The sequence below is a fragment of the Tateyamaria sp. genome (genome assembly GCF_059783535.1).
Genome location: NZ_JBYNDP010000050.1, coordinates 1 through 19,184, shown reverse-complemented (window position 1 = coordinate 19,184; position 19,184 = coordinate 1). Strand labels below are relative to the sequence as shown.

Here is a 19,184-nt window from a genome sequence, read left to right as displayed (position 1 = left end):
TTCAGCTGTTCTATGGCTCGGTCATCCTGTCGTTCATGTCCGGCGTTTTGTGGGGGTTTGCGACCAAGACCAAAGGGACGCACGCCGCCATGGGTTACACCCTATCCGTGGTGCCTGCCCTATGGGCGTTCTTCATGACGGGCGGTGGGCCGACCAGCGCAGGAACGAATCTCATATTCGGCTTCATCGGCCTGCTCATGCTGGACTTCGCCTTTTTTCGCTGGGGTTTGACACCGTCATGGTGGATGCGATTGCGACTGCTGTTGACGGCCATCGTTGTGACCTGTCTTGCAGTTACGGTGGTGTGATGAGCGATCGCGAAACCCTGCAGGTCTATGCAGACAAGGCCGCCGACTATGCCAAGCTAGTGAGCAAGGCCAATGCCGATCCCAGCCTGCAACGCTTCATTGCAGCGATGCCCGAGGGAGGAACGGTACTCGACATCGGCTGTGGCCCCGGCTTTGCCGCCGCCGCGATGGCACAGGAGGGTCTGATCGCCCACGCCTGGGATCCGGTGCCTGAAATGCTGGAGCTTGCCCGGTCGCATAATGGTGTCACGGCGCGGCAAGCAGGCTATGGCGATCTGACCGAAAGCACAGCCTATGACGGCATCTGGGCCAACTTCTCGATGCTGCACACGCCGCTGGGACAATGGCCCGAGCAGTTCACCGCGATCCACACTGCCCTGAAGCCGGGTGGCCTGCTCCACTTCGGAACCAAGCTGGGCACCGGCGAAAGCCGCGACAGCATCGGGCGGCTCTATTCCTACATGACCGAAGACGCATTGACCGACCTACTGACCCACACTGGGTTCGATATCCAGTACAGCCGCACGGGAGAGGAGGCGGGCCTGTCGGGCGAGGTTGCCCCGTTCATCGTGCTACAGGCCGCCCGTGCCTGAGCTCTTTGCCTATACGGACGGTGCATGCTCCGGAAATCCGGGCCCCGGTGGCTGGGGTGCTCTGCTGCGCGCCATGGACGGCGACCGGATCGTCAAGGAACGCGAACTCAAGGGCGGCGAAGCCCAAACCACCAACAACAAGATGGAGCTGATGGCCGCCATCTCGGCCCTCGAAGCGCTTGGCAAACCATCCACCATCACCGTCGTGACCGACAGCAACTACGTCAAGAACGGGATCACCAGTTGGATCCACGGCTGGAAGCGGAACGGCTGGAAGAACGCGGCCAAGAAACCCGTGGCCAATGCCGATCTGTGGCAACGATTGGACGCTGCCCAAGCCCGGCACGATGTGACCTGGGAATGGGTCAAAGGGCACGCCGGTCACCCGGAAAATGAGCGGGCCGACGAACTGGCGCGCGCAGGCATGGCCCCTTTCAAAGGAAAATGACGCAGGGGCATTTCCGCAAAACCAACCTCAAACGGGTGTCTGGCACATGAGTGTCACATCGAATGTTACAGGCAGTTGATCGAACAACCATCTGTAAAATATACATTATCTCATACTCAAGGCAGCAATCCCTCACACGACCCTGCCATATCCATGACAGTTTGTGACCAAACGGTCCCTTATTGTTACAGCGTCTTCCCGCTATCTCTTTCCCAAGACGAACGGCCCAGCGCCGCAACGCAAAAGGAGAAGAGACCATGAAACTGAAGGCTACCAAGACCCCGCTTCTGATCGCTGCAATCGCGACCGCCGTCACTGTAACCAGCTTCGCTCCGGCCAATGCACAAGCCGTCTGGGCCAGCGCTCCCGCCAATGCCGAAACAGCGCAGGTGATTGACGCCAACTTCAAAGTGAAGGTCAAAAAGCACAAGTTTCACCGCGGCCATAAATTCCACCATGGCCACAAATATCACCACGGTCACAAGTTCCATCACGGCGTGAAGAAAAAGAAATACGTCAGCCCGAAAACGAAGTTCAAGAAGAAGGTTCTGATCAAGAAATTCTTCTGATCGCTCGACGCTTGAATACCGCATATCACTTGGCCCGCCCCTTCCCTCACGGCGGGCCACGTTCCGCTTCAAGGAAGAACGATGAAGGTGCAAACGCCGGACAGGCTTGGGTGGCCCGCCCTGCAACACTATATCTGCTTAAGGCAACGCGGCGAACCTGTCGGAAGGCACCACATGTTTCACCCAAAGCACTACCTTCAAATGATCATTGGCGTGACGTTCATATGCACGACGCTTCCTGCCACGGCTGAGACCTCAACGCGCAACGCAAACAGCAGCGTCATGCAACCAAACGTCATCCAGCGCCCTGCCCCAAATCGGTTCACCAGCGGCGTGCGCGCCGCCAAACCATCCAGTCACTTGGGTCCGAATTTCCGCACAGCCAAGCCATCCAGCCATCTTGGTCCGAATTTCAGAACAACGGGGCATGGCGCGGACAGTCGCAAGCGCTGATCCGTCAGTCCAACACCCGAGGCATGATTACTTCCGCCAATGTGTCGGAACGATAATCAGCGCGCCGATCGAGGATACAATCGCATTCAGCCCGGGGCTGGAAAAGCCAAATCCAAACATCAGCCGGACAAAGTAAAACAGGAACGCACCGCCGATGCAGATGATGATCGATTGCACGATTCCATTATGGGTAAACCGCGATTTTTCCGAGATGTAGCCGACAATGCCCGCAATCACGACGGTGCCGATCAGGGTGGGAAACATGGGCGGCGCTCCTACAATTGGGTTCCCTTGGGCAGGGGCATGCCGCGCAGGAACGTTTCCGCATCCTGCGCGCCTTTGCCTGCCCGTTGCAAGCGGGTCAGACGGACGGCGCCCTGACCGCAGGCGATCGTCAGGCCATCGTCCAGAACCGAACCGGCCACGCCAATGCCATCGGCCAGTTCCGAACCCAGCACCTTGATCCGCATACCCTCATGCTCGAACCACGCGCCGGGAAAGGGGGATAGCCCCCGAATTTTCCGGTCCACGTCGGCTGCGTCTGTTGCCCAGTCGATGGCCGCCTCGGTCTTGTCGATCTTCGCGGCATAGGTCACGCCCATGTCGGGCTGCGGTTCTGCGGTCAGATTGGGCAGTTGGTCCAAAGTCTGAACGATCAGATCAGCGCCCAAACCAGCCAGCCTGTCGTGCAGTTCAGCCGTGGTTTCAGTTGCGCCAATGGCCGTTGCCTCGCGCACCAGGACCGGCCCGGTGTCCAGCCCAGCCTCCATCTGCATGATACACACACCCGTCTCAGCATCGCCGGCCATGATCGCCCGGTGAATGGGCGCAGCCCCGCGCCAGCGTGGCAACAGGCTTGCATGGATGTTCAGGCACCCGTGGGTCGGCGCATCAAGGATGGGTTGCGGCAGGATCAGGCCGTAGGCAACGACAACGGCGATGTCCGCATTTAGTGCTGCAAACTCTTCCTGCGCCTCTGCGTTGCGCAAGGACGCCGGGTGCCGCACATCCAATCCGAGGGCCTCGGCGCGTGCCTGCACCGGGCTGGGCCGGTCCTTCTTTCCCCGTCCCGCTGGTCGTGGCGGCTGGGTATAGACACACGCAATCTCATGCCCCGCCGCATGCAGCGCATCAAGGGCAGAGACGGAAAAGTCCGGCGTTCCCATGAAGATCACGCGCATGTCATCTGGCCTTTCTTGCCTTACGGATCAGCATGTCCCGCTTCACCCGCCCCAGATTGTCGAAATACATCCGCCCTGCCAGATGATCGATCTGGTGCTGCACACTGCGGGCTTCCAGCCCTTCGAACGTGCGGCGATCGATGACGCCATCAGCATTCAGAAAGCGCACCGTGACCGTCTTGGGGCGCGGCACCTCGGCAGAGACACCGGGCAGGTTTGGGCTCGCTTCCGTGCCCTTCTCAATCTCGCCGCTCGCCTCCAGCACTTCGGGATTGGCCAACAGGATCCGGCGGCTGCGGTCCTGCGTGGCGTCGACCACTGCAAGGCGCAGCATCACCCCGATCTGCGGGGCCGCAAGGCCAACGCCGGGCATGGCATCCATCGTCTCGACCATGTCGGCCCAGATTTCGCGGATGTCCTCGGTGATCTCGGGCACATCCTCGGCTGCCGTGCGCAATCGTGCATCCGGCCAAGGGACAAAGGGGCGAACCGTCATACCCGCACCTCGTAAGCGTCCAGAATGGTCGTGCGTTGCGCATCATCCACCCGGTCCAGTGTCACGATGCCGTCCAGATGATCCAACTCGTGCTGCGCACACAGCGCGGCGAACCCTGTCAGCCACTGATCCTGCACAACGCCCTCAAGATCGGTCCAGACCATGCGGACCGACGTGGGGCGCTCGACATGTGCGCTGACACCGGGGATGGACAGGCATCCCTCGTCCGCGCCCGCGACCTCTTCGCCGCGTTCCAGAATATCCGGGTTGATGCAGATGACCGGATTACGCTCTCCGTCCTTCCACGTCACATCCATGACGAACAGACGGCAGAGCTCGCCCACTTGCGGGGCGGCGAGACCGCGGCCGGGTGCGGCGTACATTGTCTCCAGCATATCCGCAGCCAGGGCACGCACCTCTGGGGTGACAGCCTCGACTGGCTCACATACCGCCTCCAACGCCGGGTGCGGCCATGTCAGGATCTCGCGCAGGCTCATGCGCGGGCAAGTTCCCGTTTCAGCTTCTGCATCTTGCGTGTGATCAACTGGCGCTTGAGCGGCTTGAGATAGTCGATGAACAGCTTGCCGTCGAGATGGTCAATCTCGTGCTGCAAGCAAGTGGCCCATAGGCCATCCATGCCCTCGGACCGCTCCTTGCCATCACGATCGATCCACCGCACTTCGACTTCGGCCGGGCGGGTGACATCGGCAAACTGCTCGGGAATGGACAGGCATCCCTCCTCGTAAGTGCTCATCTCGTCGGACGATGCCACGATCTCGGGGTTGAACATGATCAGCGGGCGCGGGGCTTCGCCTTCTTCCTTCACGCAATCGAGCACGATCAGGCGCTGCAATTGCCCCACCTGCGGGGCCGCCAGCCCAATGCCCGGCGCGTCATACATGGTTTCCAACATGTCATCGGCCAGACGACGCAATTCGTCCGACAGATCGGGCACGGCGTCTGCCGTTTTTTTCAGGCGTGGATCAGGGTGCAGGATTATGGGTCGCTTCATGCCCCTGCATGTAAGCCAACACCCCCGACACCGCAATGTCCCCTTGCACCTGCCCGCGCGCACGCTAGCCTGCGCCCAAATCAGAACCGGAGAGACCCATGAGCTTTGACACCATCATCGACCGCCGCGGCAGCCATTGCGTGAAATGGGACATGATGGAAGCGATCTATGGCGTCGACGGGGACAAGGGCCTCGCCATGTGGGTGGCCGATATGGATTTCCGCCCGCCGCAATGCGTGCTGGACGCGGTGCAGGCCCAGGTCGATCACGGGATCATGGGGTATTTCGGGGACGAAAGCGAATACCGTGCAGCCATCCAGTGGTGGATGAAAGAACGGCACAACTGGACCGTCCACGCCGACCAGATCTTTACCACGCATGGGCTCGTCAATGGTACAGCCATGTGTGTTGACACGTTCACCCAGCCCGGTGACGGCGTCGTGCTGATGACGCCTGTGTACCACGCCTTTGCCCGGGTCATCACCGCCAACAACCGCCGCGTGGTTGAGTGCGAGATGTCCATGACCGACGGGCGCTACAGCATGGATTTCGATGCGTGGGACGCGCAAATGGACGGGTCCGAAACCATGCTGATCCTCTGCTCGCCCCACAACCCGGGCGGATGCGTCTGGACCCGCGAAGAACTGGAAGGCGTCGCGGCCTTTGCCAAGCGCCACAACCTGATCCTCGTGTCGGACGAAATTCACCACGATCTTGTCATGCCTGGACACAAGCACATCCCCATGGCCCATATCCCAGGGATCGAAGACCGCCTGATTATGATGACCGCCACGACCAAGACGTTCAACATCGCAGGAAGCCACTCAGGCAACGTGATCATCGCCGACCCGGACCTGCGCGCCAAGTTCGCAAAGCGCATGGCGGGGTTGGGCCTCTCCCCAAATTCGTTCGGCCTGTTCATGGCAACCGCGGCCTATTCGCCGGAAGGGGCTGCGTGGACAGACGAGTTGGTCAAGTATCTTGATGGCAACCGGAAGCTGTTTGATGACGCCGTGAATGCGATTCCGGGTCTCTACTCCATGCCGCTCGAAGCAACTTACCTGTCATGGGTCGACTTTGATGGCACCGGCATGACACGCGAGGAGTTTACCAAGCGGGTCGAGAAAGACGCCTGCATCGCTGTCAATCACGGCCCCACCTTCGGCAAAGGGGGTGACAGCTGGCTACGGTTCAACATTGCGACCCCGCGTGCACGGGTGCAGGAAGCGGTCGAACGGCTGGCGCAGGCATTTGGTGACTTGCAATAGGACGCGACACACGCGTCCTTTGACACTGTCAGACCGTTGATCAGCCGAACGCGAAAGCGCCGGTTTTTAAGCACACCTGCGTCAAGGTCGGATGCAGACAAGAGGTCCCTGGGCCCTTGCTGAGACTGCATGCCGATCAGACCGCAATCGAAACCGTCTGTCATACGCGCCTTTGGACGCGCTTCTGTCTTTTTTGTTGCGTTCTGCCGCCGCGCCACTTTTCCTGATCACGTCCGCAGTCAGGAGGAGGTCAGACATGACGAACCGAAAGCTCTATCTTGGGCCCCTGACCGACAACAGGCGTTGGGACATGGTCAACATCCGGCCCGACGACGTGTTCGTTGTCACGCCTCCCAAATGCGGGACGACGTGGATGCAGACGATCGTGGCGCTATTGCTGTCCGGCGATCCCGAGGTCGAGACGGAACTGTCCGTAAAGATGCCATGGGTCGACATCCGCATCCGCGAAATGGCGGAAGTGGCGGAACGACTCGATGCCATGACCCAGCGCCGCAGCATGAAAAGCCATACGCCGATGGATGGGCTGCCTCTGGACGATCAGGCGCAATACATTTGCGTGTTCCGCCACCCACTTGATGCGCATTTCTCGATGCGACAACACATGCGCAATATCCCGATGCCCTGGTTCAATCATTGGTATCCAGAGGATGATGAGGAAGGCATCGCATTTCGCCGCTTTCTGGATGGTGGGGCCGAAGGCTTCGATGCCGATGCCATGCCCCTCGCACATATCCTGCGTCACTACCAAGCTGCCAAGGCGCTTGCCGACCGACCAAACGTATCGCTTTTCCACTACGCGGATATGAAACGGGACTTGGCCGGCGTCTTCGCCAAACTGTCGGCGTTGTTGGGAACACCGCATTCAGAGGTCATCATGCAACAGCTTGTTGCGGCAGCAACGTTCGACAACATGCGACAGAACGCAGAGCGCTATGCGCCGTCAGGGGGGAAGGGATTTTTCAAGTCGGACAGTGCGTTCTTTCACAGCGGCACCAGCGGAAAATGGCAGGGTCATCTGACGGATGACGACCTAGCGGCCTATGACGCCATGATGAATGCCCAGTTAATGCCAGAAGACCGCGCATGGCTGGAAAATGGGTCTGAAATGAGGGGCACCCCTCAGTAAATTGCCTCTCGTAACTTCTGTTCTGGTCTGTTTGCAAAGGCGCCCCGACACCGAAGCGTCCGGAACCGTGGGTCAGTCGACCTTGTTGGCCAGCAACGCCACCGGCGCATCTTCGGACCGCACAAAATCCAGCGCGGGCTTTTCGGCAACGGCCGTCAGCCGCTTGAACTCGTACCGCATCTCGCCCGCCTCTTCGTCGGAGGCCACGATCAGGCATTGGAACAGATGGATCGCACCGTCATACAAATCAACGTACCCACGCAGATAAGGCGCCGCCTCTGCCTGCATGGAAAACCCGGTCTTCCACATGCGCAGAACGGGGTAGGTCACACCGTCAGCGGCAAGGCGCAGGCGCGATGCCTTTTTCAACGATTGCAGCCGCGCACTATCAAGTCCGGCTTGCACTTCCTTCGGTACGAATGTGGACATGGCAGTCGTTCCTTTCAGTCCCCACGTCAAAAGATGACCAGCTAAGTGAGTCGTTTCAGTTAAATTCCAATGACATACTCCGAGTCTTTTCAGAATGTGGCTTTCCTGTGACTCTGGCATTTCTCATATGTGTGTGCGCAAACGCAGGCGCAGTGCGCGCGCCCACAGCTTTGCGGGCCAAAGCACGCCGTCTACATCAAATTCCAGCACAAGCGGGAGAAGCGACATGGGTCTTTTGGTGGACGGCGTCTGGCACGACCAGTGGTACGACACGAAATCGAGCGGCGGGAAGTTCCAGCGCAGCCAGGCCAAGTTCCGCAACTGGATCACCGCTGACGGCAGCGCGGGACCTTCGGGGATAGATGGCTTTCCGGCTGAAAGCGGGCGCTATCACCTCTATGTCTCCTATGCTTGCCCATGGGCGCACCGGGCCTTGATCTTCCGCCAGCTCAAGGACCTGACCGATCACATCAGCATCTCTGCCGTGCACCCGGACATGCTGTCTGATGGTTGGACGTTCGAAACAGACGACAACGGCGCCACGGGGGACACGCTCTATGGTGTGCCCTTTGCCCGCGACATCTATACCAAGGCTGATCCTCAGTTTTCCGGTCGCGTCACCGTGCCGATCCTGTGGGACAAACAGCGCGAAACCATCGTGAGCAACGAAAGCTCCGAGATCATCCGCATGTTCAACTCGGCCTTTGACGGGATCACAGGCAACACTCGGGATTTCTGGCCACAGGAGCTGTGGGACGCCATCGCCCCCGTGAACGACCGTATCTACGATACTTTGAACAACGGCGTTTACAAATCCGGCTTCGCCACCACGCAAGAGGCTTATGATGACGCGGTTCATCCACTCTTTGACACGCTCGACTGGCTGGAGGAACGGCTGGCCGGGTCACGCTACCTGATGGGCGACCGGATCACCGAGGCCGACTGGCGGCTCTTTACCACGCTGGTGCGGTTCGATCCGGTCTACCACCTGCACTTCAAGTGCAACCGCAAGCGGCTGATGGACTACCCCAATCTCTGGGCCTACACGCGCGAACTGTATCAGGTGCCGGGCGTGGCAGAGACGGTGAACATGGATCACATCGTGCGCCACTATCACTACAGCCACGAAAGCATCAATCCGCACCGGATCGTGCCGATCAATGCCGTAGTTGATTTTGATGCCCACCACGGGCGCGAGGCGGTCAGCTGACCCCGTAATGCTCCACCATCGCCGCCAGATCCTCTGGCGGTGTCCCCGCGGGGACAAAGGCGCAGGCATTGCTGGAATGGTTGAAGATCGACCCGTCCGAGAAAAAGGACGTGTCGGTCACAAAGATGACGCGCGCATTGGGGTGCCGGTAGCTCGCGAAATCCGCAACAGCCAAAGCGCTGCCCTCGCCCAGTACAAGGTCCATGACAATAATGTCGGCTGCATGTTCCGAAAGGTATTCAACAGCCTCATTCTGTCCGTGAACAAGGGACACGACCGCACCCTGGCGCTCAAGATGTCGTTGCCACAACACCCCCAACTCAGGCCGACTCTCTACAATCAATACATTCATATTCACTCCGAGCCACCCCAACGTGACCCCGTAATTAATCTACTGTTCAAGTTTGTCTTAACAATCAGTTAACGTTTCCTAGAATTCGTTAACACCATCACATTCGCTTGAAAATTGCGCGACATTCCGCTTTCTGCGGGCTGGATGCCGCCGAGACTGGCGCGAAAAGCACAGGAGGCTTGCATCTTGCAGCAGAAAAGAGACCACGGAGGTGGGCTTGACGAAGCAGTTGCGCACTATGGCGGTCATCGCGCAGGGTGGATTGATCTGTCGACCGGCATCAACCCGCACGCTTATCCCGTACCCTCTATCGCACAGGATGCATGGACCGCCCTGCCCGACACCGGGGCAGCCACCCGCTTGACCGATGCAGCGCGCCGTTTTTGGTCGATCCCGGACGACGCCGGGGTGCTGGCAGCGTCGGGGGCCTCCTCTCTCATCGCACAAATACCTCGCCTTGCACCCGCAGGCACCGTCCGCATCAAGACGCCAACCTATAACGAACATGCCGCCGCCTTTGCCGGTCATGGCTGGGAAGTCTGCGACGATGCACAGGCCGATGCGTGCGTCCTAGTGCATCCAAACAACCCGGACGGGCACCTTTGGGCCGCAAAGGATGCCAACGCCAAGCTAACTGTGATCGACGAAAGCTTTTGTGACGTGGCCCCGCAGGCCAGCCTGATCAACCAGGCAACACAACCCGGCACGATTGTCCTCAAGAGCTTTGGCAAGTTCTGGGGGCTCGCGGGCTTGCGGCTGGGCTTCGCAATCGGCGACCCCGCGCTCGTCAAACGACTTGCAGAGATGCTGGGACCCTGGCCCGTATCGGGCATCGCCCTCGACATCGGGGCGGCAGCGCTCGAGGATACGGACTGGGCCACAGAAACCCGCGCGAGGCTGTCCGCCGACGCGGCGCGGCTCGACGCACTGATGGCAGCGCGTGGCGCCGACCTTATCGGCGGCACATCCCTGTTCCGCCTCTACGATGTCGGAGACGCCGCAGCCTTTCAAAAGCACTTGGCGCGCGCGCATATCTGGAGCCGCATCTTCCCCTACAGCACCCGCTGGCTGCGGCTTGGACTGCTTGCGGCGCAAGACTGGGTACGGGTCGAGGCCGCGCTTTGAACGGGTTCCTCATCCTCGCACTCGCCATGAGCCTCGACGCCATCGCGGGTGAGCCGCGCTGGCTCTGGTCGCGTGTGCCACACCCGGCGGTGCTGATGGGTCGGGCGATAGGCGCCTTGGACACAAGGTGGAACCAGGAACCAGGCGCACATACAAAAGGTATCTTGGCTATCGCCCTGTTGGTCATTGCCGCCGCCACGGTAGGGTGGGCGGTCAGCCAACTTGGCTGGATGGTCGAAGTGATTGTCACTGCCATCCTGCTCGCGCACCGATCCCTTGTCGCGCATGTGGCCGCTGTGGCGCACGGGCTTCGACAGTCCGTTGCCGAAGGCCGCCGCGCCATCCGCATGATCGTCAGCCGCGATGTCAGCACGTCTTCCTCCTCGCAAATCACACGCGCCGGGATTGAAAGCCTGTCCGAAAATTTCAGCGATGGCGTGATCGCCCCGGCCTTCTGGTTCTTGGTCGGTGGAGTGCCCGGCATCCTGATCTACAAGGTGGTCAACACGGCGGACAGCATGGTGGGCTACCTGACCCCGCGCCATGCCGCATTCGGCTGGGCCGCCGCACGGCTGGATGATGTGCTGAACTGGATACCCGCCCGCATGACGGGTGCGCTGATCGCTCTTGTTGGGCGTGTTGTTTCTCGATGGCACATGATCAAATCGGACGCGCGCCTGCACCGCTCACCAAATGCAGGCTGGCCCGAGGCCGCCATGGCCCGCGCCCTGAACATCGCGCTGGCCGGACCGCGCAGCTACCATGGACGGGTCGAAGACCTGGCATGGGTCAATGGCGGGGAACGGCGCGACCTGACCCCGACCGACATTGACAGCGCCATATCTATAGTGTGGAAAACATGGGGTCTGGTTGTCGGTGGTCTTGGTCTTTTAGGATTTTTCATATGCGTATTTTGAAACAGGTCTTTGCCGTGGCAGCAGTGGCCACCCTGCCCGGGCTGGGACTGGCGAGTTGTGGCGGCTCTTTCTCTGCCTTCAAGGACGGCCTGAAATCCGAAGCCGTGTCGCGCGGCATCTCAGCTGAAATAGCAGACCGTTTCCTTGCCTCTGTCCGTCAGGACCCGGCAGTGCTGCGTGCTGACCGCGCGCAAGGCGTCTTCCAACGCCCGTTCATCGACTTTTCGCGCCGCCTGATTTCGCAAAACCGCATCAACGCGGGCAAGGCCAAGGCCGGGCAATGGAACTCTGTCTTTGATCGGGTCGAGCAGGACTATGGCGTGGACCGCAACGTCCTTTTGGCCTTCTGGGCCTTCGAGACGGATTACGGCGCATTTCAGGGCGACTTCAATACCGCCAACGCACTGGTCACGCTGGCCCATGACTGCCGCAGGCCAGATCTGTTCCGCCCGCAGGTATTCGCAGGAATGGAACTGTTTGAGCAGGGCGACTTTGACCCCCAACGCACGACGGGTGCCTGGGCGGGAGAGATTGGCATGGTCCAAATGCTGCCTGCCGACATCATTGAAAACGGCGTGGATGGCGATGGCGACGGGGCTGTACGGCTCAAATCCTCTGCCCCAGACGCCCTTTTATCCGGTGGCAAGATGCTCCAGCATTTCGGCTGGCGTGCTGGTGAGCCGTGGCTTCAGGAAGTCAACGTACCCGCCGATATGGATTGGAGCCTGAGCGGGGCCGGCAAGCCGCAAAGCGTGGCACAATGGCAAGCCATGGGTGTTGAGGCCCGCAGCGGCGTTCTGACCGACCTGCCAGCCTCCCTGATCCTGCCGCAGGGGCGCAAGGGGCCTGCCTTCCTCGCCTATCCGAACTTCGACGTGTATTTCGAATGGAACCAGTCTTTCACCTACGTCCTGACCGCCGCTTATTTCGCAACGCGGCTGGGTGGCTCGCAGGTCTATGACGCGGGCAATCCCGAACCGGGGCTTGGAGCCGATCAGATGAAGCGGTTGCAGACGAAATTGCAGGCGCGTGGCTACGATGTGGGCAAGATCGATGGCATCCTCGGTGCAGGCACACGCGCCGCGGTGCAGGCCGAGCAGGCGCGGCTAGGCCTACCTGCCGACGCTTGGCCCACGCCAGCGTTGCTGAACCGGCTCTGACTGCCAATCGTGCGCGTTTGAGGCCATAGCCAAAGCCCAGTTCACAGTCGAATGGGTGCGCGCACAGCGCACCCCAATTACGCAACCAGTGTCTCAGCCTTCTTCAGGTCCACGGACACCAGCTGGCTTACACCCTGCTCGGCCATGGTCACACCAAACAGCCGGTCCATCCGCGCCATCGTTACCGCGTGGTGGGTGATGATCAGGAACCGCGTGTCGGTCCGGCGGCACATCTCGTCCAGCAGGTCGCAGAAGCGCGTCACGTTCGCATCGTCGAGCGGCGCGTCCACCTCGTCCAGCACACAGATGGGGGCCGGATTGGCCAGGAACACGGCAAAGATCAGGGCCATGGCGGTCAGCGTCTGCTCGCCCCCGGACAGCAGGCTGAGAGTCGACAGCTTCTTGCCGGGTGGCTGGCACATGATCTCAAGCCCCGCCTCAAGCGGGTCCTCACTTTCTACCATGACCAGGTTTGCCTCACCGCCCCCAAAGAGGTGGGTAAAGAGCAGCGAGAAGTTTGAATTCACCTGTTCAAAGGCCGTCAGCAAGCGCTCGCGCCCCTCGCGATTCAAGCTGGCAATGCCGCTGCGCAGGGTCTTGATGGCTTCCTCAAGGTCCGCCTTTTCCCCCACCAGCGTATCGTGCTCTTCCTGAACTTCTTTGGCGTCTTCCTCGGCCCGCAGGTTCACGGCCCCCAGCGCATCGCGCTGACGCTTCAGGCGACCGACCTCGGTTTCCAACGCCTCGGCCCCAGGCATCTGGTCCGGCGAAACATCCAGTGCTGTCAGCAACTGGTTCGGGGTCATCTGCTGCTCTTCGGCAATCCGCTCGGCGGCATATGATACAGTCTCGCGCGCCGCTTCCGCGCGCGCCTCGGACCGCGCCCGCGCCTCACGCGCCTCGGACGCCAACCGCTCTGCCTCGCGTTCCGCCAGTGTCGCATCGCGCAAACGACCTTCGCCCTCGGACAGCGTGTTAGCGGCTTCCGCTTTGCGCGCCTCGGCACGTGCGATCTCTTCGCTCAGCGCCTCGCGCTTGGCGGCCAATTCGGCAGGCGCAGCCTGCGCGGTTTTCAAATCTGCCTCGGACGTGACCTTGCGATCCACCAGCTCTGCCGTGCGGCGCTCGGCTGTTTCAAGACGGTGCTTCCAGCCGCTCACTTCCTTGGTGATCTCCTGCGCGCGTTTCACACGCGCCTCACCGGTGCGGCGCAGATCATCATGGGCGGACCGGCGCGACATCATGGTGATGCGGGCCGCCTCGACAGTCATCCGCAGATCCTCGACCTCGGCCCGGGCGGCCTCCAGATCAGGCAGATCGGCCAGCGCGGTCTCGGCCTCCGACACGCGGGCCCGAGCCGCCATGGCATCCTCTTCATGGCGGGTCACCGCCAACCCCAGAGACTCCAACCGCCCCTCCGCCAGATTGCGATCCGCCTCGGCGCGGCTCAGCGCGCGGGCGGCATCCGCCACCATCCGATCGGCCTCGCGCCGGGCGTTGCGGGCCTGCTTGTCGGCCTCGGTCAGCTCTGCCATGCGGGCGGTCAACGCCTCATGCGCCTGCCGCGCCCCTTCCGCGCGGGACGTGGCCCGCTCCAAGGACTGCTTCAACTCTTCCAGCCGGTTCAACTGCTGCAACCGCAGGGCCGCCGCACTCGGCGCATCCTCGGCCCACGCTCGGAACCCATCCCAGCGCCACACATCACCTTCCTGAGACACCAGACGCTGACCCGGTCTCAACAAGGGCTGCAAGCGGGCCGCATCATCCGCATCGACAAGACCGATCTGCGACATGCGGCGGACCAGAACATCCGGCACAGACACGTGCTGGGTCAGGGCCGTTACGCCATCAGGCAAAGGCTGATCCTTGTTATAGGGCGGCAAGACCGCCCAGCCCGACGGGCCATCCGCATCCACCTCAGGCGCGCGCAGATCATCGGCCAACGCCGCACCAAGCGCCTTTTCAAAGCCCTGCTGCACCTGCAAGCGGTCCAGGATCTGGCCCCCCTCCGCCGTGTCGCGTTCCACCAACTTGGCCAAAGCCCCCGCCTCGGCGCGCAGGGCGTTCATCTCGCCCTCGGCCTCGGACCGTTCGGCACGGGCATCCGCCTCGCGCGACTGCGTCTCGGCCCGCGCTTCCTCAGCGGAAATCAGGGCGGCATCGGCACGCTTGGCGGTGGCCTCGGCCGCGGTCACGGCAGCCTGTGCCGCTTCGAAATCCACGCCCGCCTTGTCCAGCGCCGCTCGGCTGGTCGCCACGGCAGCGCGCGCCTTCTCCGCCTCGGCCTCAGACTTCGTTTCAACCTTGCGGCTGTCCTCCAGCAAACGCTGGGCAGAGCCATGGCGGGCCGCCAAGCGGGCCACATCCTCGGTCTTGTCGGACTGATCGCCTTCGCGGGCCTGCAACACCTGCCCGGCCTCGCGCGCAGCTTCAGCTGCCGCCGCCAACACGCCTTCGTGGCCCTCACTGGCCTTGGCGATCTCAGCCGCTTCCCACTCAAGACGCTCGATGGTCTCGCCCGCGTCCTTGTTCAGCCCGCCCTCGCGTTCGATGTCGCGGGTAAGCTGCGCAATGCGGCTTTCAAGGGTCTCAATGGCCTGCTCCGCCTGCTGCTCCTGATCGGACAGCGTGTCGCGCTGAACAGCCAAACGCTGTAAAACAGCCGCCGCAATTGCGTCCTCCTCGCGCAAAGGAGGCAAGGCATCCTCGGCCGCGGCCCGCGCCTTGGCCGACACCTGCACAGCGCCCTGGGCCTGCGCCGCAGCAGTGGTTCGGCCCTTCAATTCTTCATCCGCAGCGGCGCGCGCATCATCGGCCTCGCGCCAGCGGCGATACAGCAACTGACCTTCGGCCTTGCGCAGGCTGTCGCCAATCTCGCGATAGCGGGCGGCCTGACGGGCCTGACGGGCAAGTTGCGCCAATTGCGCCGCCAATTGCTCAATCACATCATCGACGCGGGCAAGGTTCTGTTCCCCACCCTTCAGCTTCAACTCGGCCTCATGCCGACGCTGATACAGGCCAGAGATGCCCGCCGCCTCTTCCAATATCCGGCGCCTGTTCTTGGGCTTGGCGTTGATCAGTTCTGCAATCTGCCCCTGCCGCACCAGTGCGGGCGAATGCGCACCGGTGGACGCATCAGCAAACAGCATCTGCACATCGCGGGCCCGCACATCCTTGCCATTGGTCTTGTAGGCGCTGCCCACATCCCGCGTGATGCGGCGCACAATCTCAAGCGCATCCTGATCATTGAACCCGGCAGGGGCCAGACGCTCCGAATTGTCGATATGCAGGCTGACCTCGGCGAAGTTGCGGGCAGGACGGGTCGACGCACCCGCGAAGATCACATCCTCCATCCCGCCACCGCGCATCGCCGTCGGGCGGTTTTCACCCATCACCCAGCGCAGCGCTTCCAGCAGGTTCGACTTGCCGCAGCCATTCGGCCCCACAACGCCGGTCAGCCCATCCGCGATGATCAAATCGGTGGGATCCACAAAGGACTTAAAGCCCGTCAGTCTGAGTTTCGAAAAGCGCAAGCGCGCACCTCTGGCCTGAGTCTCACTGGACTGGCATCGTGGACGGTGTTCCGCAGCCCTGTCAACGCCAACACCCCAGAATGTGCGGGAAGCCGCAGGTTATCCACAAGATATTGCGGTTTGCGGCTTCAGATCGGGGTGCAATCGACATCCAGCACCAATTCACCCGTGGCGGGGCTGATGTAACTGTCCAGCGTGTAGCAGCTCAGCTCGTCATGCGGCAGGGATCGATCAATGGGTGGGCCACCCTTGCCGCAATCCAGGATGCCTGTGGCAAGGGCCTGATCACCCCGCACCTCCTTGACCTTGCAGCCGCTTACAATCTCCATCGCCATGGCTGCGCGCTGCCGGATGGGGCCAAAGCGCGGGGCGTATTCCATGTTGGTGCGCAGTGCCTCGGCCAGACGCCCCCTGAGGCGCACGTCAAAAGTTGACCCGTCCACCGTCACTGTCGTGGCTGGCAAGCCGCGAAAATGGGGGCCGGGCGTGTTGCAGGCGGCCAACACCATCAGCAAGGGCAGTATCCAACGCATATGCGCACATGAGCAGGCCCACGGTTAAGAATGGATTAACGCATGCTGCGTGCGTTGCGTTAACCACCGCTTCTACGTCCGTTGGGGGTGTACAGGGGGTGTACGGGTGCTGTACGGGGTGTGACACCCTGTTTTCGGCGTCAGACTCTATGAAAACATGGTGAATGCGCGCATCGACTCGGGGGGCATTCGCACAATTGCACGCCAGGGTCATTGGTCATATGATTTTACCAATTCGACCGGAGTCTTCATGCCTTTTCGCCCCGTCCAACCCGACAAACTGTCCGCCGCCGTGATCCGGCAGATCGAACAACTGATCCTGCGCGGCATCCTGCGGCCTGGCGAACGGCTGCCGCCTGAACGTGAGCTTGCCGAGCGCATGGGCGTCTCCCGCCCCTCGCTCCGCGATGCCATTGGCACCCTGCAAGAGACAGGCCTGTTGGTCGCGAAACCCGGCGCCGGGGTGTACGTCGCCGACGTGCTGGGATCGGCCTTTGCCCCTGCTTTGACAGAACTTTTTGCTCGCCATGACGAAGCGGTCTTCGACTACCTCAGCTTCCGCCGGGACATGGAAGGGCTGGCTGCAGAACGCGCCGCACGTCTCGCCTCAGACACCGATCTGGCCGTTGTCCAAAAGGTGTTCGAAAAGATGGAAGCCGCCCATCCCAAGCGCAATGGCGAGGAAGAGGCACAGCTTGATGCGCAGTTCCACATGGCGATCATCGAGGCCAGCCACAACGTCATCATGCTGCACATGATGCGGTCAATGTACCAGTTGCTGCGGGATGGTGTGTTCTACAATCGGCAGGTTATGTTCAAGCAACGCACGACACGGCAGGCCCTGCTGGACCAACACCGCCAGATCAACGAGGCCCTGCAAAGCCGCGACCCGGACGCGGCACGGGCGGCTGTCCATGCGCATCTGGACTATGTTGAACGGGCGCTGCGCGATCAGCAAAAGGCCGAACATAACGAAGAGATTGCGCGCCAACGGCTGGATCACGAGACCGGGGGTTGATCCCAGGGCCGCTGCGCGACCACATTGTTCAGGGGGCGCTGTCCCCGGCGCATCCGCGCCTCCCCCGTGGTGTTTCAGGTCAGAAGATACAAAAAACCCCGGTGCATTTGCCCGGGGTTTTCAATTGGTTGCGCGACTGATCAATCAGTGAAGTCGTGCATCAACTTCGGCGATGGCATCATCGATCAGCTTGTTGCCGTCCGTTGCCGTCATCTGCTTCGCGATCACGTCTCGGGCCGCTTGCACGGCAACCATGGCAGCGGTGTCACGCACCTCTTTCACAGCACCAGCTTCGGCGGAAGCGATCTGATCGTTGGCAGCAGCGAGACGACGTTCGATGGACGTTTTCAGGTCAGCGCGCGCCTGTTCGGCGGCAGCTTCCGCGTCCTTCTTGGCCTGCTCGACAATCTTGTCGGCCTGCCCCTGAACTTCCTTCTGCTTACGCTCGTAGGATGCCAACAGCGTCTGCGCCTCTTCGCGCAGCGCACGGGCTTCGTTGATCTCGGACTGAATGCCGCTCGCACGGTCATCCAGCATTTTCGAGATCATGCCGGGCACTTTGAAGTAGAACAGGACAGCAATGAACAGGATGAAAGCAACCAGAACGATAAAGTCTGTGTTGCTCAGCTTCCAGAAGTCAGCTGAGAACGGATTTTTCGACGCGGCCATAGCCGGGCCAGCTGCCAGAACGGTCAGAGATGCAGGGATGAGATAACGCATGATCTTAACCTTTCATCCGGGCTGTCACAGCTGCTGTGATTGACCTTGCATCGGCCTTGCCGCCCATCAGCGCGACGATATCCTTCGCGGCGTCCTTGGCGACTTCTTTCACAGCGTCCTGCGCACCAGCGCGAATTTCGGCAATCGCCTTTTCGCTCTCGGCCGCCTTGGCTGCAATCTCGGCATCGGCTTTCTCAATCGCGACATCCAGATCGGCCTGAATGGCCGCCTTTGTCTCGCCCGCGATCCGCTGCGCTTCGGCGCGCGCATCAGCCAGTGCCTTTTCATAAGCTGCTTCGGCAGCTTCCGCCTTGGCTTTCAGATCTTCAGCCGCGGCGATGTCATTCGTAATGGTTCCCTGCCGTTCGGCAAGGATGGCTGCGATCCGCGGCAGGGCCACGCGCGACAGCACGAAATAGATAACGACGAGGGTCACAAGCAACCAGAAGATCTGGTTGTCGAACGTACCCACGTTCAGTTGCGGCATACCCGCCTGTGTGCCTGCGGCCACTTCGGCTGCCGCATTGGTGTTGTCTGCCATAACAGTCGTTCCCCTGAGGTAGCCCTGCGATCAGGGCCGAATTGCGAGCCATACATCGGGCAGCGTGACTGTATCACGCCGCCCGACCGTAAGGAATGTCGCCAGAGAAGCTTAGACGGCGAACATCAGCAGCAGAGCGACGAGGAACGAGAAGATCCCCAGGGCTTCTGC

22 protein-coding genes are annotated in these 19,184 nt (G+C 61.3%); 11 read left to right on the top strand and 11 right to left on the bottom strand.

Going from position 1 to position 19,184, the window contains the following annotated elements:
- The 4 genes from AC6RA8_RS11495 to AC6RA8_RS11480 form a co-directional block, all read left to right on the top strand.
- The coding region (locus tag AC6RA8_RS11495) for a DUF3429 domain-containing protein (RefSeq protein WP_500352892.1) at positions 1-308 on the top strand (308 nt) is incomplete at its 5' end.
- Positions 308-901, top strand: coding sequence for a class I SAM-dependent methyltransferase (locus AC6RA8_RS11490; protein ID WP_500352891.1), 594 nt, complete (start codon positions 308-310; stop codon positions 899-901). The genes AC6RA8_RS11495 and AC6RA8_RS11490, both read left to right, overlap by 1 nt.
- Complete coding sequence (rnhA, locus tag AC6RA8_RS11485) at positions 894-1,349, top strand: ribonuclease HI (RefSeq protein WP_500352890.1); 456 nt, start codon at positions 894-896, stop codon at positions 1,347-1,349. Before AC6RA8_RS11490 ends, rnhA begins: the two co-directional genes overlap by 8 nt.
- 182 nt (positions 1,350-1,531) lie before the next feature.
- Positions 1,532-1,918 (top strand): hypothetical protein, encoded by a 387-nt coding sequence (locus AC6RA8_RS11480; RefSeq protein ID WP_500352889.1) that lies wholly within the window; start codon positions 1,532-1,534, stop codon positions 1,916-1,918.
- A 480-nt stretch (positions 1,919-2,398) separates the two neighbouring features.
- On the opposite strand, the gene AC6RA8_RS11475 is transcribed toward AC6RA8_RS11480, so the two are convergent.
- From AC6RA8_RS11475 to def (AC6RA8_RS11455), 5 genes are read right to left on the bottom strand one after another with little or no spacing between them, the layout of a single operon-like run.
- Complete coding sequence (locus AC6RA8_RS11475) at positions 2,399-2,635, bottom strand: hypothetical protein (protein WP_189368226.1); 237 nt, start codon at positions 2,633-2,635, stop codon at positions 2,399-2,401.
- A gap of 11 nt (positions 2,636-2,646) precedes the next feature.
- Positions 2,647-3,552 carry a methionyl-tRNA formyltransferase gene (gene fmt / locus AC6RA8_RS11470; RefSeq protein WP_500352888.1) on the bottom strand — a complete coding sequence of 302 codons (906 nt, stop codon included), beginning with the start codon at positions 3,550-3,552 and terminating at the stop codon, positions 2,647-2,649.
- Between the two features lies 1 nt (position 3,553).
- Entirely contained in the window at positions 3,554-4,048 is a 495-nt protein-coding gene (gene def / locus AC6RA8_RS11465) for a peptide deformylase (RefSeq protein ID WP_500352887.1), read from the bottom strand.
- Positions 4,045-4,545: a peptide deformylase gene (def, locus tag AC6RA8_RS11460; protein ID WP_500352886.1), complete on the bottom strand. Its 501-nt coding sequence runs from the start codon at positions 4,543-4,545 to the stop codon at positions 4,045-4,047. The genes def (AC6RA8_RS11465) and def (AC6RA8_RS11460) overlap by 4 nt, the downstream gene beginning before the upstream one ends.
- Positions 4,542-5,060, bottom strand: a complete 519-nt coding sequence (def, locus tag AC6RA8_RS11455; protein WP_500352885.1) for a peptide deformylase — start codon at positions 5,058-5,060, stop codon at positions 4,542-4,544. The genes def (AC6RA8_RS11460) and def (AC6RA8_RS11455) overlap by 4 nt, the downstream gene beginning before the upstream one ends.
- Positions 5,061-5,158: 98 nt before the next feature.
- Between def (AC6RA8_RS11455) and AC6RA8_RS11450 the strand changes: the two genes are divergently transcribed.
- Together AC6RA8_RS11450 and AC6RA8_RS11445 are read left to right on the top strand one after the other, a co-directional pair.
- The gene (locus tag AC6RA8_RS11450; protein ID WP_500352884.1) at positions 5,159-6,328 is read left to right on the top strand and encodes a MalY/PatB family protein; all 1,170 of its coding nucleotides are present in this window, start codon (positions 5,159-5,161) and stop codon (positions 6,326-6,328) included.
- Positions 6,329-6,584: 256 nt separating this feature from the next.
- Positions 6,585-7,475: a sulfotransferase domain-containing protein gene (locus tag AC6RA8_RS11445; protein ID WP_500352883.1), complete on the top strand. Its 891-nt coding sequence runs from the start codon at positions 6,585-6,587 to the stop codon at positions 7,473-7,475.
- A 72-nt stretch (positions 7,476-7,547) separates the two neighbouring features.
- Here the strand turns inward: AC6RA8_RS11445 and AC6RA8_RS11440 are convergent, their stop codons facing one another.
- Positions 7,548-7,904, bottom strand: a complete 357-nt coding sequence (locus tag AC6RA8_RS11440; protein ID WP_500352882.1) for a hypothetical protein — start codon at positions 7,902-7,904, stop codon at positions 7,548-7,550.
- A 226-nt stretch (positions 7,905-8,130) separates the two neighbouring features.
- On the opposite strand from AC6RA8_RS11440, the gene AC6RA8_RS11435 reads away from it, so the two are divergent.
- Positions 8,131-9,114 carry a glutathione S-transferase family protein gene (locus tag AC6RA8_RS11435; RefSeq protein ID WP_500352881.1) on the top strand — a complete coding sequence of 328 codons (984 nt, stop codon included), beginning with the start codon at positions 8,131-8,133 and terminating at the stop codon, positions 9,112-9,114.
- Here the strand turns inward: AC6RA8_RS11435 and AC6RA8_RS11430 are convergent.
- Entirely contained in the window at positions 9,107-9,466 is a 360-nt protein-coding gene (locus tag AC6RA8_RS11430) for a response regulator transcription factor (protein ID WP_500352880.1), read from the bottom strand. The genes AC6RA8_RS11435 and AC6RA8_RS11430 overlap by 8 nt on opposite strands.
- 186 nt (positions 9,467-9,652) lie before the next feature.
- Between AC6RA8_RS11430 and AC6RA8_RS11425 the strand changes: the two genes are divergently transcribed.
- From AC6RA8_RS11425 to AC6RA8_RS11415, 3 genes are read left to right on the top strand one after another with little or no spacing between them, the layout of a single operon-like run.
- Positions 9,653-10,591, top strand: a complete 939-nt coding sequence (locus AC6RA8_RS11425; protein ID WP_500352879.1) for a threonine-phosphate decarboxylase — start codon at positions 9,653-9,655, stop codon at positions 10,589-10,591.
- A complete protein-coding gene (gene cbiB, locus AC6RA8_RS11420) occupies positions 10,588-11,508 on the top strand; it encodes an adenosylcobinamide-phosphate synthase CbiB (RefSeq protein WP_500352878.1) in 921 nt (306 codons plus the stop codon). Before AC6RA8_RS11425 ends, cbiB begins: the two co-directional genes overlap by 4 nt.
- The gene (locus tag AC6RA8_RS11415) at positions 11,496-12,668 is read left to right on the top strand and encodes a lytic murein transglycosylase (protein ID WP_500352877.1); all 1,173 of its coding nucleotides are present in this window, start codon (positions 11,496-11,498) and stop codon (positions 12,666-12,668) included. Before cbiB ends, AC6RA8_RS11415 begins: the two co-directional genes overlap by 13 nt.
- A 77-nt stretch (positions 12,669-12,745) precedes the next feature.
- On the opposite strand, the gene smc is transcribed toward AC6RA8_RS11415, so the two are convergent.
- Together smc and AC6RA8_RS11405 are read right to left on the bottom strand one after the other, a co-directional pair.
- Complete coding sequence (gene smc, locus AC6RA8_RS11410; RefSeq protein ID WP_500352876.1) at positions 12,746-16,201, bottom strand: chromosome segregation protein SMC; 3,456 nt, start codon at positions 16,199-16,201, stop codon at positions 12,746-12,748.
- A gap of 128 nt (positions 16,202-16,329) precedes the next feature.
- On the bottom strand, positions 16,330-16,734 hold the full coding sequence (locus tag AC6RA8_RS11405; protein WP_500352875.1) for a hypothetical protein: 405 nt from the start codon (positions 16,732-16,734) through the stop codon (positions 16,330-16,332).
- Between the two features lie 250 nt (positions 16,735-16,984).
- Here AC6RA8_RS11405 and AC6RA8_RS11400 point away from each other — a divergent pair, with 250 nt between their 5' ends.
- Positions 16,985-17,752, top strand: coding sequence for a FadR/GntR family transcriptional regulator (locus tag AC6RA8_RS11400; RefSeq protein ID WP_500352874.1), 768 nt, complete (start codon positions 16,985-16,987; stop codon positions 17,750-17,752).
- 144 nt (positions 17,753-17,896) lie between these two features.
- Here AC6RA8_RS11400 and AC6RA8_RS11395 read toward each other — a convergent pair whose 3' ends face one another.
- Both AC6RA8_RS11395 and AC6RA8_RS11390 read right to left on the bottom strand, forming a co-directional pair.
- Positions 17,897-18,472: a F0F1 ATP synthase subunit B gene (locus tag AC6RA8_RS11395; RefSeq protein WP_500352873.1), complete on the bottom strand. Its 576-nt coding sequence runs from the start codon at positions 18,470-18,472 to the stop codon at positions 17,897-17,899.
- 4 nt (positions 18,473-18,476) lie between these two features.
- A complete protein-coding gene (locus AC6RA8_RS11390; RefSeq protein ID WP_500352872.1) occupies positions 18,477-19,013 on the bottom strand; it encodes a F0F1 ATP synthase subunit B' in 537 nt (178 codons plus the stop codon).
- Between the last annotated feature and the right edge of the window lie 171 nt (positions 19,014-19,184).